Source organism: Clostridium paridis, assembly GCF_016765615.1.
Lineage (GTDB): Bacteria > Bacillota > Clostridia > Clostridiales > Clostridiaceae > Clostridium_T > Clostridium_T paridis.
Genome location: NZ_JAESWA010000023.1, coordinates 376734 through 394086 on the forward strand (window position 1 = coordinate 376734; position 17353 = coordinate 394086).

The window sequence follows — 17353 nt, forward strand, 5'->3', positions numbered from 1 at the left end:
ATTATATGGGATGGAGTTTTTTTATTCTTATTTAGTAATTATTATATATTTATTTAGGAGGAAGAATATGTTAGATTTAAAATTTGTAAGAGAGAATCCAGAGATAGTAAAACAAAATATAAAGAATAAGTTCCAAGAGAGTAAACTTGGATTAGTTGATGAAGTAATTGCTTTAGATATTGAACTTAGAAATGCAAAGCAAGAAGCAGAGGCCTTAAGAGCTGATAGAAACAAGATTTCTAAGCAAATTGGTGGATTAATGGCACAAGGTAAGAGAGAGGAAGCAGAAGAACTTAAGAAAAAGGTTAATGCAGAATCTGAACACTTAGCTGAACTAGCAACAAAGGAAAGTGAATTAGATAAAAAAGTTAAAGAGATTATGATGGTAATACCAAACATAATTGACCCAAGTGTTCCAATTGGAAAAGATGATAGTGAAAATGTAGAATTAGAAAAGTTTGGTGAGCCAAAGGTACCAGAGTTTGAAATTCCATACCATACTGAAATTATGGAGAAACTTAGTGGAATAGACTTAGACAGTGCAAGAAAGGTTGCTGGAAGTGGATTCTATTACTTAATGGGTAATATAGCAAGACTTCATTCAGCAGTAATTTCTTATGCAAGAGATTTTATGATAGATAGAGGCTTCACATATTGCATACCACCTTTCATGATAAGAAGTGAAGTTGTAACTGGTGTTATGAGCTTTGCTGAAATGGATGCTATGATGTACAAGATTGAAGGAGAAGATTTATATTTAATTGGTACTAGTGAGCATTCAATGATAGGTAAATATATCGATACAATATTACCAGAAAGTTCATTACCTCATACTTTAACTAGTTATTCTCCTTGTTTTAGAAAAGAAAAAGGGGCTCATGGTATAGAAGAAAGAGGAGTATATAGAATTCACCAATTTGAAAAACAAGAAATGATTGTTGTATGTAAACCAGAAGATAGCATGAAATGGTATGATAAACTATGGAAGGATACAGTAGATTTATTCCGTTCTTTGGATATACCAGTTAGAACTTTAGAATGTTGTTCAGGTGATTTAGCAGATTTAAAAGTTAAATCAGTTGACGTAGAAGCTTGGTCTCCAAGACAAAAGAAATATTTTGAAGTAGGAAGCTGTTCAAACTTAGGGGATGCACAAGCACGTAGATTAAAAATCCGTGTAGATGGTGAAAGTGGTAAGTACTTCGCTCACACATTAAATAATACAGTAGTTGCGCCACCAAGAATGCTTATAGCTTTCTTAGAAAACAACTTAAATGAAGATGGATCTGTAAATATCCCAGTTGCATTACAACCATATATGGGTGGTATGACTGTAATAAAATAATAAAGTTTAAAAATCCAATGTCAAAGTTGACATTGGATTTTATTATTTTATTACCAGCCTACATTAATTATTGCATACTTAGGATCAGTTACTTGAAGTGTACTACTAAAATCAAAAGCATCATCATAGCAGAAACCATATGCTCTATTTTCATAAGAGTGTTGATGCCAGAAAGCTGCATAGTAATTTGCAGGTGCTGCTTGATAGAAGTAGCTTGAGTTATTCCAATGTGCAGGATCAAGAATTACATGTCTATTAAATGCTGCACAAATTTGAGTCTTAATTGCTTTTTCGTCGTCATTTCCGCCATCTAATATACCATTACCTAACAATACTTCCTGAGTAGTAGGTTTTCCATGTATATATAGATTATATGCTCCACCATTTTTACTAAATATAAAATCGCTACCTACTACATGACCACTGTAAGTTCCACGGTCACAATTAAAGGTTAGTTCATGAGTTGTATAGTAGTTATAAACATCATTTATATAGTTATCAAAATAGTGAGCATTAGCTTTTGAAGCAGCAAATGTACCAAGTCCAGATGCAGGAGCATAAATTCTATCAGATTGAACTAGTGATTTAAATTCATTTGGTACAGAATTCTGGAAGGCACTCATAAGCTCTGCTCTTGTTCCAATATCACCATTTGTTCTATTATATCCACTCTGACCAACTAATTGTATATTATATGGGAAGCAGAATTGATCAACTCTTGTATTATTGATCCAGAAACCATTATTAGTCCATGCAAATTCAGACCATTCAAACATTATACCTTTATTTGGGTCTGATGTGTTTGCTAGGTTAGGCCCAGCATATCCGATTAATCCGTCAGCAGCTTGATTAATTCTTATATAAAGAGGCTCACCATAGCTTATATACATTCTTGCACCTATCATCTTTGGAACAAATGCGTAATTTCGATCACTCGCTTTGGTGAAGTAATTTGTGTAGTTAAAGGTACCATCTGGAGTAGTCTTAGTTAAGTGACCAGCCGCATCATTATCACTTAGTGACATAGGAATAAGATTTCCATTTAGATCAACATGAACAAATTGTTTAGTTACAGGGTCTTGTCCAACAATTGCCCAGTAAATCTGATTATCAGAATATTTACCATTGGTATTATTCTTAACTTGCAAAGTTACATATCCAGATTTTTGTGGCGGTTCAGTAGAAGAGGAACCTGTGTAGATCTTAACAGAGGTCATTTTATCATTTGCATCAGTTCCAATCCAATCAGAACTTGAGGTGTAGGTCCATTTTGTTCCCGTAAAGTTATCTCCATCATATACTTCAACAGTCCATCCACTTGGTATCTTTAAAGAAGACATCCAATTGTCTGGGATTCCAGCTGAATTTAATTGAGAAAGTGTGTAATTACCTAATCCTAATGTTTTTGAGGCGCCGCCATAATATATATCTTGGTAGAAGGTAACCCCAGTAGTTGGATTTGTAGATGAGCCAACAGTATAACTATACCAGCTTGTATCATAAGCAGGAGTTCCATTGTTATAAGTGAAAGAGTAATCGATGATATTACCAGAAGCTACTGTAGCAGTTTGCTCATATCTTGAAGCACTGCTATTATAAGTCATTCTAAGATTTTGTTGAGCCCCTGAATTAACTTTATAATGAACATCAACCCAGGAAGTATTTACAGCAGATTTAAACCAAATAGTAGCAGTAGAACCTGAGACATCTACACCATAAGTATAGTCTGCTGCATGAACATTGATTTTAAACATAGTTGTACAAAGAAATACGAAAACTAAACATAGTCTTAAAGCTTTTTTAAACATTACATACCCTCCTAAAATTTTCATGAAATTTGAGAAATAAATTTACATTTCACAAACTAGGTAAATCCCACGTAATTCATACCAATTCCTCCTACTAAAATCAAATTTCTACACCGTTGATTTAAGCAGATAAAGTTGAGAATGAAATTAAATGATAAATTTTAGTAATGTTATGTAGTTTAAGATATTTTACCATTATATATATAATTTTTCCATGAATTTCAAGAATATTATGACAATTTTGAAGAAGTTTTTTATAAATTGACCATTTGATTATTTTAAACTTAAGGTTTTGTAAGAATTTCTTATAAGTGATGTAAAGTCTCTCTTCTACAATGAATTCATAAGATAAATTTGAGTTTTCAGGAAGAGGAGCAAGGGTATGAAAAAAATATTTAAAAGATTTATAGCATTTGTAATTATAATTTGTGGATTTTGGTACATGTTTGATCATATAGCATCAAAGTCCAAAGGAGAAGAGGTAAAGGAAAGTGTATTAAATTTTAGCAAAGAAAATAAGGCAGAGACTATAGAAAATAATGATGGAGATGATAAACTAGTATTAGTTAATGAGGAACATGAACTAGACAAAAACTTTAAACCTAAGGATTTAACTATACCCAATATAACATTTGTTCACGGAACAAGTAATGAGGAAAAGCACGTTTCTGAAATTATTAAAGAGCCACTGGAAGGATTATTTGATGCAGCAAAAAAAGATGGCATAACCCTTCTAGGTAATTCAGGATATAGATCTTATAAATCACAAGAAAATACATATAACAACAGAGTGAAATCACAAGGAGAAAATATTGCAGACTCATATGTAGCAAGACCAGGGTCTAGTGAGCATCAAACAGGATTATGTATAGATGTAACAAATCAGAAGCAAAGTTTTGTAAAGGGAACAAAAGAAGCAGAATGGCTTGATAAGAATTGTTATAAGTTTGGATTTATAATAAGATATCCTTATGGAAAGAAATATATAACAGGTATTGAATATGAACCTTGGCATATTAGATATGTTGGGAAAGATGCAGCTAAATATATTCATGATAATGGGATTACATTAGAAGAATATTTAGAAAAATAATTATACATTATCGAAGTTGGAGGGTAAAATGAATAACAATATTCTTGTGGTAGATGATGAAAAAGAAATAAGAGATTTATTAGAAATAAATCTTACAAATGAAGGTCTTAATGTATTTAAAGCAAGTAATGGTATTGAAGCCTTAGAAATTTTAGTTAGAGAAAAAATAGATTTATTAGTTTTAGATATAATGATGCCTGGAATGGATGGACTTGAGGTATGTAAGCGTGTTAGAGAAAAATATAATATGCCAATTTTAATGTTAAGTGCAAAGGCAGAAGATATGGATAGAATCCAGGGCATAATGACAGGTGCTGATGATTATGTTTGCAAGCCATTTAATCATTTAGAGTTAATTGTTAGAGTAAGAGCATTACTAAGAAGAGCATATTTCTTTAATGCTAAAATGCAGACAGAAGAGGATATAATTAGAATTGAATCAATGATTATAGATAAGAGTAAACATAAGGTAACAAATGAAGAGGGAGAAGAAATATCATTAACTGCAAGAGAATTTGAAATACTATATCTTTTAGCTACTAATAGAGGAAGAGTATTTAGTGCAGAAGAGATTTTTGAAAAGGTATGGAAAGAAAAATACTTTCAATCTAATAATACAGTAATGGTACATATGAGTAGACTAAGAGATAAGTTAGAGAATCACATGGAAGGAAATAAGGTAATTCACACTGTATGGGGAGTTGGATATAAAATTGAAAAATAAAAGATTATATAAACATTATTTATTATCCTTAGCTGATATAGGGATAGCAGCATTAATAACATATATTTTGTATGGAATAACTAAGAAAATAGTAATTTTATCATATAATAACGTAACAAATGAAGGTAAACTTAGTATTTGGGATATCTGGGCGTATCTTAGATATATATTGTTTAGGGAAAATACAAAAATATTTTTAGGCATAATTGTATTTGCAATAAGTTATTTCCTTATAACCTATAGGAAGAATAAGAACTTAGCAGCTATTATAGATGAAACAGAGATAATGGCAAATGGAGACTTAGATAGGCTAATCACAATTAATTCCAGCGGGGATTTTGAAAATTTAGTTACTAATATTAATAGCATATCAAAACAGTTAAAAGAAATAACAATTGAAGAAAGAAAAGCCCAGCAGACTAAAAGTGATTTAATAACCAATGTATCTCATGATTTAAGAACCCCATTAACTTCAATAATAGGATACTTAGAAATTATTGATAGTGATAAATATAAGGATGAACTAAAACTAAGATACTATGCTAACATTGCCTATGAGAAAGCAAAAGGACTAAATTTACTTATTAATGATTTATTTGAACTAACTAAAATGCAAAACAATACAATTAATTTAGAAAAAGAGGAAATAAATTTAGTTGAGCTACTAGGGCAGGTAGTTGCATATTTTGAATATCAATTTAAAAATGCAAAGATGCAATCAAGAACTAGATTTTCAGAAGATAAGTTAATAGTAGATGCTGATTCAGGAAAACTAGTTAGAGCCTTTGAAAATTTACTTACAAATGCAATTAAGTATGGAAAAGATGGGTTGTATGTTGATGTAGTTACAAAGCTAGAAGATAATATGGCTTTAGTTCAAGTAATTAACTACGGTCAAGCAATATCTCCAATTGATTTACCATATATATTTGATAGATTTTATAGAGTAGAAAAATCAAGAAATAGTAAAATAGGAGGTTCAGGATTAGGTCTTGCAATAACTAAAAATATAATTGAATTGCATGGGGGAACTATAATAGCTTATAGTGATAATGAAAAGACTATATTTGAAGTTAAGTTACCATTAATATAACTTTAAGAGACGTTTTATTAAATAAAACGTCTCTATTCACATTTATTATCTAATTCAGGATAATACTTTATGGACCAACCCTCAATTTCTTTGATTATGCTTGTTAAGTCTTTGCCTTTAGTTGTGAGAAAATACTCAACCTTAGGTGGAATTTCAGCAAAAACCTCTTTGTTTATTAATCCATCATTCTCAAGTTCTTTAAGTTTTTCATTTAATACTTTTTGACTTATGCCACTTGTTATTCTTTGAAGTTCTAAGAATCTTCTAGGTCCATTATATAGGTGACATAGTAAAACTGCTTTCCACTTACCTCTTATTAAATCCATTGCAAAATCTAATAAACATATATATTCTCTACCGTTAAATTCTATCATTTAAGTACCACCCTTTAGTTTGATTTATGTAAAGTGTAAAAATATTTTCAATCTAATAATATAAGATAATGATAAATAACACAATAAATCTTACCAAAAAGTAAGAGACTAACAAAAAAGTGCGTACTTGTGGGTTAGTATATGGAGTCATATAATGAGCACAGAACAAAAATATTGGAGGTATATATTATGAAAGTTGTTGCATTTAATGGAAGCCCAAGAGAAAATGGAAATACTTATGAGGCAATAAAAGCTGTTGCAAAAGAATTAGAAAAGGAAAATATAGAGGTAGAGATTGTACATGTAGGAAATAAAGTAATACGTGGATGTCTAGCTTGTGGTGGATGCGCAAGAAATATGAATGAGAAATGCGTAGTTCAAAATGATCAAGTTAATGAGTGGATTCAAAAAATGAAGGAAGCTGATGGAATAATTATAGGTTCTCCTACTCATTATTCGGCAATTGCAGGAACTATGAAATCCTTCTTAGATCGTGCATTTTATGTAACATCAGTTAATAATGGTATGCTTAGACATAAAGTAGGGGCAAGTGTTGTTGCAGTAAGAAGATCTGGAGGAGTTCCAGTATTTAATCAATTAAATAATTATCTTAACTACTCAGAAATGTTAATGCCTTCATCAAACTATTGGAATGTAGTACATGGTACAGCACCAGGAGAAGCTACTCAAGATGAAGAAGGAATGCAAATCATGAGAGTATTAGGTAAGAATATGGCAATGTTATTAAAGCTCTCTAAAGCAGGAAAAGATACGTTAGAAAAGAGTGAAAGAGAAAATAAAGTATTTACAAACTTTATAAGATAATTATAGATAATCAATACGTAAACTTGATGAATACTTGTTGATTCTTGAAAGGTTCAATCAAGAATCGGCTAGTATAAATCATAGTTGAAGTTGATTATCTAATAGGACGTTTTGTATGCACATATGTGGGCAAAACGTCCTTTTGCTTATTTATGGTATAATTTAGGTAAATATTATATGAAAGAGTGAAGAAATGAAGATAGATAGATTACTTGGAATTGTCATATATTTATTAAATCATAATACTGTAAGTGCAGCTTTACTAGCAAAGAAGTTTGAAGTTTCAACTAGAACAATACAACGAGATATTGAGAGTTTATGCTTAGGTGGAATACCTATTGTTTCATTACATGGAGTAAATGGCGGATATTCAATTGAGGATAACTTTAGATTAGAAAAACAGATAGCTAGTTCAGAGGACTATCAATATATTACTACAGCATTAGAAGGAATGAATTCTGCCTATAGAAACAATAAACTTGAAGACACCTTAGAAAAATTATTAAGTATATCTAAGAGAAATGTAGATATTAAGCCCCAAATAAAGCTAGACCTTAGCACTTCTCGAGAAGGTAACTACGTAGATGAATACGTGAAAATAATTGATAATGCAATAAAAGAAGAGCACATTATAGAATTTGAATATACAAACTCCTATGGGGATAAATCATTAAAGTTAGTGGAGCCTTTGGCAATAATATTTAAGTGGTATTCCTGGTATATGTTTGGATATGCTAGAGAGAAAAAAGATTATAGATTATATAAGTTAGTGAGAATGAGAAATCTTAAAGAATTAAAAGGTTTCTTTTCTATAAAGCATGAAGATATAAATGAATTATTAGAAAAACATGAAAAACAGGATAACAGAAATTATATGGATGTAAAAATACTCTGCAAAAAAGAAATACGAGTTTCTGTAGAGGAGTATTTCCCAAATGGAAGTATTGAAGAGCTTGAAAATAAGGATTTTATATTAGGCTTTAAAATTCCAAGTAATGAAATAGGGTGGAAGGGAATACTTCTAGGCTATGGTAATAAAATTAAGATACTTGAGCCACAAGAACTAAGAGATGAGTTTATAACAAAAGCAAAAGAAATTATTGGAGTTTATGAATAATATACGTCATATTGTTGTCGTATATCCCCTTTTATAATTTAAGCATAGTAAATAAAAAGGAGGAGTTTTATGAGTTATTCAATTTATGAAAAATGTCCAGTTTACGAAAGTGAAAAGTTTATCTATAGAATGGTGGAAGAGAAGGATGCAGAAGATTTATTAGAATGTTATTCAGATCCTAAAGCTTTTAAACTATTTAATAGTGATAATTGTACAAGTGATTTCTTTTATAAAACATTAGAAGAAATGGAAGAATGCATTAAGTTTTGGCTTGACCAATATAAAGATAAGTACTACGTACGCATTTCTATTGTAGATAAGCAAATCAATAAGGCTATAGGAACTATTGAGTTCTATGATAGGAAAGTAAATTATAAAGATATTTTTAAAGTTGGAGTATTAAGACTTGATCTTGCTTCAAAATATGAAAATGAAGAATTTATTTCAGAGATAATAGATATAGTTATTAATAATTTATGTGAGGCTTATGAAGTTGAACATATTATAACTAAAGCTATTCCAGATGCTAAAGAAAGGATTTTAGCATTAATTAATAAGAAGTTTGAAAGATTAGAAGATAAGGTTATTCTGCCATATAATGACTATTATATAAGGTAAAACAAGTAAGAGGGAATTTTTTAATTTCCCTCTTTTATTTTAGTGATGAAGAATTTCTATATTCTAATGGCGTCATACCTACAATAGCTTTAAAGGTCTTTGAAAAATTTCCTTGGTCGCAAAAGCAAAGTAGTGTGGAAATTTCTAATACGCTTTTATCAGTAGTCACTAATAAAACCTTGGCACGGTCTATTTTTACCTGTTTAAAGTATTTCATAATAGTTATTCCAATATTTTTTTTGAAGGTATTAGATATATATCCAACTGATAGTTTTAAATCAGTAGCTATATTTTCTAAGGTGACCTTGTCCTCTATGTGATAATAAAGGTATCCAATTATTTTATTTATAACTAGATTATCTTTAAGTTCTAAGTAATTAATTAATATATCAAAGTAAGAATTAATCATATCTAGTTCTATCTTTTGTAGGGATGGTAGCTTTGAGGTCTCTTGTATTTGTTTATAGAATTTATTATATAAAGTATGCAAGTATTGTTTTGAGGTACCATTGGTAATAACTTCTCTAGCTAAAAGTACATTCCAAACTAAAAGATCATTTCGTTTAGTGATTGGAGAGATATTTTCTAAAATCTCATTTTTATGCTTTTCAAAAGTTAAATTAATAAGCTTCTCTCTATCTTTATTTTCAATTAAAAATACTGCATCATTATTAAAAAAATACTCATCCGATTCGTATGCATCATACATAAAAAAATATTCCCCTCTAAATTGTTATCAATTTAATTATATAGTAAAAATAAATAACATACAAAAAAGACCAAAAATATTAATTATAAACAAATTAGGTAGATTCAAATAAGTATAATAAAATCATAAAGATTGCAATCGTTATCGTTAAGTTATAGTCATAAATTTGGAGGGATATAATGAATAAAAAAGTAAAGTTTATTGCAGGCATGTTAACAGTTGTTATGGGAACTAGTTTGTTTTATGGGTGCGGACAAGCATCTACTAAAACAAGCGATGAAAAAGAAATAGTTGTCTGGTCAAATTTAATGGATAATGAAGTGGCTAAAGTAGATGAAATTGCGCAAAAGTGGGCAAAGGAAAATAATAAAAAAGTTAAGGTAGTTAAAGATGATTCAGGATATCAAGAATTCTTGACAGCTGCAAACTCTTCAAAAGGTCCAGATATGCTATTTGGACTTGCACATAACAATTTAGGTACCTTTCAAAAAGCTGGTTTATTAGAAGAAGTTCCAAGTGACTTAGTTAATAGAGACGATTATGTAGGAAAGAACATATGGGATGCAGTTTCCTATGATGGAAAAGCATATGGAGTTCCTATATCCATGGAAACCTATGCACTATTTTATAACAAGGATAAGGTAAAAACAGTACCCAAAACAATGGAGGAACTAATTACAGAGGCAAAGGCATATGGGCAAAATGGTTTTCAGTTTCCTATAAATGATTTTTATTATACAGCTGCCTTTATGCAAACAGAAGGGGGCTATGTATTTGGTGGTGGAAATGGAAAACTTGATGTAACTAACTTAGGTTTTGACAATGAGGGAGCTATTAAGGCATATCAATTCCTTCAAGACTTAGTTCAAAAAGACAAATTTATGCCAGCAGATATTACTCAAGATATCGCAAATAATACCTTTAAGTCAGGAGACGCAATTTTTTATATTGGTGGACCATGGGATGTTGCAGGGTTTAAAGATGCAGGGGTTAATTTTGGAGTAACAGCAATTCCAACACTTGATGGAAAAAATATAAAGTCCTTTTTGGGAGTTCAAGCAGCCTTTGTTAGTAGTAAATCAAATAACAAAGATGATTCTTGGTCATTAATGAAATACTTAATTAAAAATAGTGGAGAAGATTTATATACAACAGGTAATAGAATACCAGTACTAAAATCAGAATTAAATAAAGACACAGTTAAGAATAATGAATATACCCAAGGATTTATAGCACAAACAGCATATGCAGTACCAATGCCAAATGTATCTGAAACACAAGCAATATGGGATCCAGTTAAGAATATACAAAGAATCTTAGGCGGAGAAGATCCAAAAGTTGTTGCAAAAGATATTCAAAAGGCAGTTAAAGATGCAGTAGAAGTAAGTAAGTAAGTAAGTAAGCATAAATAGATATTTCCCAAGGGTATGCTGGTTAATTAAATTAGTGTACCCTAAAAAATACTTATAAGGGGGTATATATGAAGAATTTAAAAGCAAAGAAAAATAGAAAAGCATATATATATCTAACACCAGCACTTATTAGCATTACAGTATTAAGTATACTTCCAATGTTATATACAATCTTCATAGCTTTTACAAATTATTCTCTCAAAAATCAAAATTATGGATATGGAACAGCGGCAGGTTGGAAGATAGTTGGACTTTATCAATTTCAGCAGATATTAACTGGAGCACTTAAATCGCAGTTCTTCCCACTGCTATTATGGACATTAATCTTTACAGCCCTATCCACTTTTGGAAGCTATTTTATTGGTCTAATTTTTGCAATGTGTTTAAGTGATAAAAATATGAAGGAATCCTTTATATATAAGGGATTATTAGTTATTCCTTGGGCACTACCAGGAGCAATCACAATAGTCTCATTTAGAGGATTATTTAATAGTCAATATGGATCAATTAATCTCATGCTACAGCAGCTGCATTTAATTAAAGAGCCAATAATGTGGTTAACAACGCCTTTTGCAGCAAGGCTTGCAGTTATACTTATTAGTCTTTGGATTGGTTTTCCCTACATGATGAATGTTTGTATGGGGGCTATTTCTGCAATACCTGATACCCATTACGAGGCAGCAGATTTAGATGGAGCAACTGGGTTTCAAAAATTCACAAAGATTACGTTACCTTCACTAGCTAAGACTTCTTATCCTTTATTAATTTCAAATTTTGCCTTTAACTTTAATAACTTTAATTCGGCATATTTGTTAACTGATGGAGGACCATCAAAGGCAGGATCATCCTTTGCTGGATGGACGGATATTCTTGGATCTGCAACATATAAGATGTCAACATTACAAGGAAATTTTGCATTAGGTGCAGCAATGTCTATATTACTATTTTTAATTATAGGAACACTTTCAATTATCAATATGAATATTTCAGGACAGTTTAAGGAGAGTGAGGGATAGTTATGGAAGTGAAAATAGAGCAGAATGTAAAGAAAGTAAGTTCAAAAAAGATCACATATAAACATAAAATGAATAAGGGTGAAAGAGCCGCATTATGGGGAAAGAGAATTTTTTTATGGATATCAATTTTAATTATAATATTTCCTGTTTTTGCAATAGTAACAGCTTCTCTATCTCCTGGTACAAGCTTTATGCAAAAATCCTTAATTCCTAAAGAAATAAGCCTAGTAAATTATAAGGTTGTATTGTCAGCAAAAGATGGATTTTTAAAATGGATGTTAAATACAACTTTTGTAGCATTAGCTGTATCAACAATTCAACTTATTATGACAATGCCAGCTGCCTATGCATTTTCAAAGATGAGATTTACGGGAAGAAAAAATGGACTTATGACTCTATTAATTCTTCAGATGTTTCCATCAAGTATGGCAGTTCCAGCAATACTTGCAATTGCCTACAAAGTACCATTTGGTATGGATAATCTATGGTTTTTAGTCTTGGTATTATGTGCAGGTAGTGCTTATAATATATGGCTTATGAAAGGGTTTATCGATGGACTTCCACAGGCTTTAGATGAAGCTGCTATGGTGGATGGAGCTACTACATGGCAAGTGTTTACAAAGATAATATTACCTTTAAGCAAGCCTATGGCCGTGGTTATATTTTTCTTTTCATTTATTTGTGTATTCGGAGAATTTGTTTTTTCAGCAGCTTTAATTAAGGAAAAATCATTAAAGTTATTGGTTCCTGGGTTAAAGAGTCTTATGGTGGATAAAGTAACTAACTGGCCACAATATGCAGCAGCTTCTATATTAATTTCAATTCCTTTAGCAATAGTTTTTGTGTGTATTCAAAAGTTTATTACTAGAGGACTTGTAGCAGGTTCAATAAAGGAATAGATGAAATAATTATCATAGAAAAGTAGGAGGAATATACATTGAATAAACATGCGATTTATCATATAACAGATACACCATATGCTTATGGAAAGAATTTAAACACCTTAAGAGTTGTTCTAAGAACTGCAAATGGTGATATAAAAGAATGCATTTTATGCTATAAGGATAGATATGATTGGAAAGATGAATTTTTAATAGAGAGAATGCAAATAGATAGAACCACAGAATTATTTGATTTTTATAAAGCTGATATATCTGTAGAAAGAAATAGATATAGATACTTTTTCAAGCTAGTTGATAAGGGAAATAATATTTATTATCTAGATGAAAGAGGCTTAAGAAATTATAAGATACCAAAGGATGAAGCGACAGCTTTTCAATATCCTTATATAGCAGAAGGGGATTTGTATAAAGAAGTAAGCTGGCTTCAGGAATCTGTAGTTTATCAAATCTTTGTAGATAGATTTTTTAATGGAAATAAAGACAATGATCCAAAGAATACATTAAGGTGGGGAACCTCTGTAACTCCTAAATCAATGTTTGGGGGGGATATAAAGGGTATTATAAGCAAATTGGATTACTTAAATGATTTAGGGGTGGATTTAATATATTTAACTCCAATATTTAAATCTTCCTCCAATCATAAATATGATGTAAATGATTATTATAATATTGATCCTCAATTTGGAACACTTGAAGAGGGAAAAGCATTGGTTAGAGAATGTCATAAAAGAGGAATAAGAATAGTTTTTGATTGTGTTTTTAATCATTCTGGAGACGACTTTTTTGCATTTAAGGATATACTTAAAAATGGTGAAAAATCAAAATATAAGGATTGGTATTTTATAGATAGCTATCCTGTAGATCAAAAGAAGGTTAATTATTATTCCTTTTCAAACCATATTAAGTCAATGCCTAAGCTAAATACCAGTAATAAAGAAGTAAAGGAGTACTTACTTAAGGTAGGGGAATTTTGGGTAAAAGAAGTAGGAATAGATGGTTGGAGACTCGATGTGTGTGATGAAGTAGATCATAATTTTTGGAGAAGCTTTAAGGAGAGAGTTAAGGAATGTAAGAATGACAGCATAATTATTGGAGAAATAATGCATGAGGCAACATCTTTCTTAAAGGGTGATCAAATGGATGGAATAATGAATTATCCTTTTAAAGGAGCTTTGATTGATTTCTTTGCAAGAAGATCTATAACAGTAGAACAGTTTAATGAGATTCTAGGACAAAATAGCACCATATATATGGAGGGAATTACAAGACAACTGTGGAATTTGATTGGAAGTCATGATACTCAAAGATTTTTAACTGAATGTGAAGATAATATTGAGAGGATGAAGCTAGCAATTGGATTCCAATTTAGCTATATAGGTGTTCCATATATTTATTATGGTGATGAAATAGGACTTACTGGGGGAGAAGATCCAGAATCAAGAAAATGTATGATATGGGAAAAGGATAAACAGAACCTTGAACTTTTTAATTGGTATAAAAGTTTAATTAAAATAAGAAAAGATAATTTATCCTTAGTGTATGGAGATTATAAGGTATTGTATTGCAAAGAAAATGTACTGATATTTGAAAGAAACTTTAATGGGGAAAAGGTAATAGTAGCTGTTAATAATAATTATAAGAAATATTATGTAAACCTTGGGTTAGATATAATGGCTAAGGATTTATTAAAAGATGGAGTAGTGGACTTAAGTAAAACTCTAATTTTAGATTCAATGGAATTTAAGGTTTGGAAAAAAGAAGGTATGTTTGCGAATTAAGCAAACATACCTTTTCTGTATATTAAGAGAATCTCTTAATAAAATTATTTGGATCTGTACAAGTCATAGATTCGCTCATAACACATACTCCAGTTGCCCCTGCATTTTTAACAGTTCCTAACTTATCGTCAGTTATTCCACCTATTGCAAATACTGGAATGTTCGCTTCATTACAAACTTCTTCTAAAAATGAAAGGCCTTTCTCAGGAACTCCCTTTTTACAATCTGTAAGGAATATATGACCTGCAATTAAGTAAGTGGCCCCTAATTCTTGAGCTTCTGTTACTTCCTCTACAGAATGTATAGAAGCTCCTATGTTAGTAAATTTAGAAAGCTTATCTTTATATAATCTTAAGTTACTCATAGATAGTTGAATATTAGGAATATTAAGCTTTAAGGCCACATCTATATTTTGATTTATAATAAGAGAAACTTTATTAATATCACAAATCTCTTTTACTTTTATAGCCAAAGCCTCATATTCAAATAGGGTTAAGTCTTTTTCTCTTAACATTATTCCATAGGGATTTCCTTTTGCTAAGAGATTTATTCTGTTTAAGAAGTCATCTTTACAAAGTTTTTTATTAGTTATACAAATTAGCATAATCGCTACCTAAACTCTTATATAATCTGTATAAACAGGTTGAAGGCCTTTAGTAAGAATCATTTCATGCACTTCATTTACACTTCTGGGATCAGAGATTTCAAACTGCTCATCACCTTTTTCTTCTTCACTATGACCACCAACACCAACCTTAACCCCAGCTGATATTTTTGTAGCTGCAAGTCCAATAACATTATCACGGAAACCAGCTCTTTCTCGTGTAGAAATTGTAATACCTGCAAAAGGCATAAATAATCTATAAGCAAGCATAACTTGTAGAAGTTGCTTTTCGTGAACGTCATTTGGGTTATTATCTGCATTATTTATATAAGGTCTTAATCTAGGAGTTGAGAAGGAAACTTCTGCATGAGGATATTTTTGCTGTATAAAATAAGCATGTAACCCTGCTGCAAAGGCATCTTTTCTAAAATCATCAAGTCCAAGCAATGCTCCGAAGGAAACACCACGCATACCCCCAAGTATTGCACGTTCTTGAGCATTAAAGCGATATGGGAAAATTCTTTTTGGCCCTCTTAAATGAACCTGCTCATATTTATCAGTATTATAGGTTTCTTGATAAACAGAAACAAAATCCGCCCCACATTCATGTAAAAAAGCATATTCATCAGAATTTAATGGATATATCTCAATACCAACTGTAGAGAAATATTTAGAAGCTAATTTTACTGCATCACCAATGTATTGAACTCCCGACATATGTCTAGATTCACCAGTTAAAAGGAGAATCTCTTGTAAACCAGTAAGAGCTATTTCCTTAAGTTCAGCCTCTATTTCTTCTAAGGAAAGCATTCCACGGTGAATTTTATTCATGCAGTTAAAACCACAGTAAACACAATGGTTCTCACAATAGTTTGCAATATATAATGGAGTAAAAAGACAAACAGAATTACCAAAATGCTTTTTAGTTTCCTCCATTGATTTTCTTGCCATAGTTTCAAGTAATGGCATAGCAGCAGGAGAGAGTATTGCAGCATAATCTTCAATTGAAAGAGTATCCTTTGCTAGAGCTTTTTTTACGTCAATTTCTGTATAGTTTTCATGATTATATTCATTTACCAGTTTTAATACCTTGTCCATAATATCAGAATTAGTGGCTTCCATATCATCTAAATACTTCATATGATCTACTTTTATAGCTTCCATAATTAATCCTCCAAAAATCCTGTTAGAGGACTTGATGCTTCGCCTTTAAAATCTAAAACTCTTCCAATGCCAGCTAAATAAGCTTCACGACCTGCCTCAACAGCTTGTTTAAAAGCTTTCGCCATAAGAGTAACATCTTTTGCAGATGAAATTGCAGTATTACACATAACAGCTGAAGCCCCCATTTCCATAGCTTCACATGCTTGTGATGGACGACCAATACCTGCATCTACAATTATAGGTAAGTCTATTTCATTAATTAATATCTGAATAAATTCTTTAGTACAAAGGCCTTTGTTACTTCCAATTGGTGAGCCTAAAGGCATTACTGCTGCTGCACCTGCATTAACAAGGGATCTTGCAACATTTAAGTCAGGATACATATATGGCATTACAACGAATCCTTCTTTTGCAAGCATTTCAGTAGCTTTTATTGTTTCGTAGTTATCTGGTAATAAATATTTTGAATCATGTATTACCTCAACTTTAACAAAATTACCACATCCAATTTCTCTAGCAAGACGTGCTATTCTAACAGCTTCCTCAGCATTTCTAGCGCCTGAAGTGTTAGGTAGTAGCGTAATACCTTTAGGAATGTAATCTAAAATATTTTCTTCTCCACCAACATTTGCACGACGAAGTGCTAAAGTTATCATTTCAGCGCCACCACTTTCTATAGCAGCTTTTATTAATTCAAGTGAAAATTTACCTGAACCTAATATAAATCTTGATTGAAATTCATGTCCCCCAATTATTAACTTATCACTCATT

At 31.0% G+C, this 17353-nt stretch carries 17 protein-coding genes and 1 other annotated feature (1 of these 18 running past the window's edge); of the genes, 11 read left to right on the plus strand and 6 right to left on the minus strand.

What is annotated here, in order from left to right:
- Position 1, plus strand: a binding site (T-box leader); it begins 209 nt to the left of the window's first position.
- A 66-nt stretch (positions 2–67) separates the two neighbouring features.
- Positions 68–1345, plus strand: a complete 1278-nt coding sequence (serS, locus tag JK634_RS14935) for a serine--tRNA ligase (protein ID WP_202768468.1) — start codon at positions 68–70, stop codon at positions 1343–1345.
- A 50-nt stretch (positions 1346–1395) separates the two neighbouring features.
- Here the strand turns inward: serS and JK634_RS14940 are convergent, their stop codons facing one another.
- Positions 1396–3153 (minus strand): glycoside hydrolase family 64 protein, encoded by a 1758-nt coding sequence (locus tag JK634_RS14940; RefSeq protein WP_202768469.1) that lies wholly within the window; start codon positions 3151–3153, stop codon positions 1396–1398.
- A gap of 382 nt (positions 3154–3535) precedes the next feature.
- On the opposite strand from JK634_RS14940, the gene JK634_RS14945 reads away from it, so the two are divergent.
- Genes JK634_RS14945 through JK634_RS14955 form a run of 3 tightly spaced genes read left to right on the plus strand, consistent with a single transcriptional unit; the run spans position 3536 to position 6063 of the window.
- Positions 3536–4246, plus strand: a complete 711-nt coding sequence (locus JK634_RS14945; RefSeq protein WP_202768470.1) for a M15 family metallopeptidase — start codon at positions 3536–3538, stop codon at positions 4244–4246.
- A 28-nt stretch (positions 4247–4274) separates the two neighbouring features.
- A complete protein-coding gene (locus tag JK634_RS14950) occupies positions 4275–4970 on the plus strand; it encodes a response regulator transcription factor (protein ID WP_202768471.1) in 696 nt (231 codons plus the stop codon).
- Entirely contained in the window at positions 4960–6063 is a 1104-nt protein-coding gene (locus JK634_RS14955; protein WP_202768472.1) for a sensor histidine kinase, read from the plus strand. Before JK634_RS14950 ends, JK634_RS14955 begins: the two co-directional genes overlap by 11 nt.
- 32 nt (positions 6064–6095) lie before the next feature.
- Here JK634_RS14955 and JK634_RS14960 read toward each other — a convergent pair whose 3' ends face one another.
- The gene (locus tag JK634_RS14960) at positions 6096–6437 is read right to left on the minus strand and encodes a winged helix-turn-helix transcriptional regulator (protein ID WP_202768473.1); all 342 of its coding nucleotides are present in this window, start codon (positions 6435–6437) and stop codon (positions 6096–6098) included.
- Between the two features lie 189 nt (positions 6438–6626).
- Between JK634_RS14960 and JK634_RS14965 the strand changes: the two genes are divergently transcribed.
- The 3 genes from JK634_RS14965 to JK634_RS14975 all read left to right on the plus strand — a co-directional run bounded on the left by JK634_RS14965 (position 6627) and on the right by JK634_RS14975 (position 8997).
- Positions 6627–7262, plus strand: a complete 636-nt coding sequence (locus JK634_RS14965; protein ID WP_202768474.1) for a flavodoxin family protein — start codon at positions 6627–6629, stop codon at positions 7260–7262.
- Between the two features lie 193 nt (positions 7263–7455).
- Complete coding sequence (locus JK634_RS14970) at positions 7456–8379, plus strand: helix-turn-helix transcriptional regulator (RefSeq protein ID WP_202768475.1); 924 nt, start codon at positions 7456–7458, stop codon at positions 8377–8379.
- 69 nt (positions 8380–8448) lie between these two features.
- A complete protein-coding gene (locus JK634_RS14975) occupies positions 8449–8997 on the plus strand; it encodes a GNAT family N-acetyltransferase (RefSeq protein ID WP_202768476.1) in 549 nt (182 codons plus the stop codon).
- A 34-nt stretch (positions 8998–9031) separates the two neighbouring features.
- Here the strand turns inward: JK634_RS14975 and JK634_RS14980 are convergent, their stop codons facing one another.
- On the minus strand, positions 9032–9706 hold the full coding sequence (locus tag JK634_RS14980; protein ID WP_202768477.1) for a helix-turn-helix domain-containing protein: 675 nt from the start codon (positions 9704–9706) through the stop codon (positions 9032–9034).
- 179 nt (positions 9707–9885) lie between these two features.
- Between JK634_RS14980 and JK634_RS14985 the strand changes: the two genes are divergently transcribed.
- The 4 genes from JK634_RS14985 to JK634_RS15000 all read left to right on the plus strand — a co-directional run bounded on the left by JK634_RS14985 (position 9886) and on the right by JK634_RS15000 (position 14814).
- Positions 9886–11100, plus strand: a complete 1215-nt coding sequence (locus JK634_RS14985; protein WP_202768478.1) for a sugar ABC transporter substrate-binding protein — start codon at positions 9886–9888, stop codon at positions 11098–11100.
- Positions 11101–11186: 86 nt separating this feature from the next.
- Positions 11187–12134: a carbohydrate ABC transporter permease gene (locus JK634_RS14990; protein ID WP_202768479.1), complete on the plus strand. Its 948-nt coding sequence runs from the start codon at positions 11187–11189 to the stop codon at positions 12132–12134.
- 2 nt (positions 12135–12136) lie between these two features.
- Positions 12137–13033 (plus strand): sugar ABC transporter permease, encoded by an 897-nt coding sequence (locus JK634_RS14995; protein WP_202768480.1) that lies wholly within the window; start codon positions 12137–12139, stop codon positions 13031–13033.
- Positions 13034–13071: 38 nt separating this feature from the next.
- Positions 13072–14814 (plus strand): glycoside hydrolase family 13 protein, encoded by a 1743-nt coding sequence (locus JK634_RS15000; protein WP_202768481.1) that lies wholly within the window; start codon positions 13072–13074, stop codon positions 14812–14814.
- 22 nt (positions 14815–14836) lie between these two features.
- On the opposite strand, the gene JK634_RS15005 is transcribed toward JK634_RS15000, so the two are convergent.
- From JK634_RS15005 to JK634_RS15015, 3 genes are read right to left on the minus strand one after another with little or no spacing between them, the layout of a single operon-like run.
- Complete coding sequence (locus tag JK634_RS15005) at positions 14837–15418, minus strand: thiamine phosphate synthase (RefSeq protein ID WP_202768482.1); 582 nt, start codon at positions 15416–15418, stop codon at positions 14837–14839.
- A 9-nt stretch (positions 15419–15427) separates the two neighbouring features.
- A complete protein-coding gene (gene thiH / locus JK634_RS15010) occupies positions 15428–16582 on the minus strand; it encodes a 2-iminoacetate synthase ThiH (RefSeq protein ID WP_202768483.1) in 1155 nt (384 codons plus the stop codon).
- Between the two features lie 2 nt (positions 16583–16584).
- Positions 16585–17352 carry a thiazole synthase gene (locus JK634_RS15015; RefSeq protein ID WP_202768484.1) on the minus strand — a complete coding sequence of 256 codons (768 nt, stop codon included), beginning with the start codon at positions 17350–17352 and terminating at the stop codon, positions 16585–16587.
- Position 17353 lies beyond the last annotated feature (1 nt).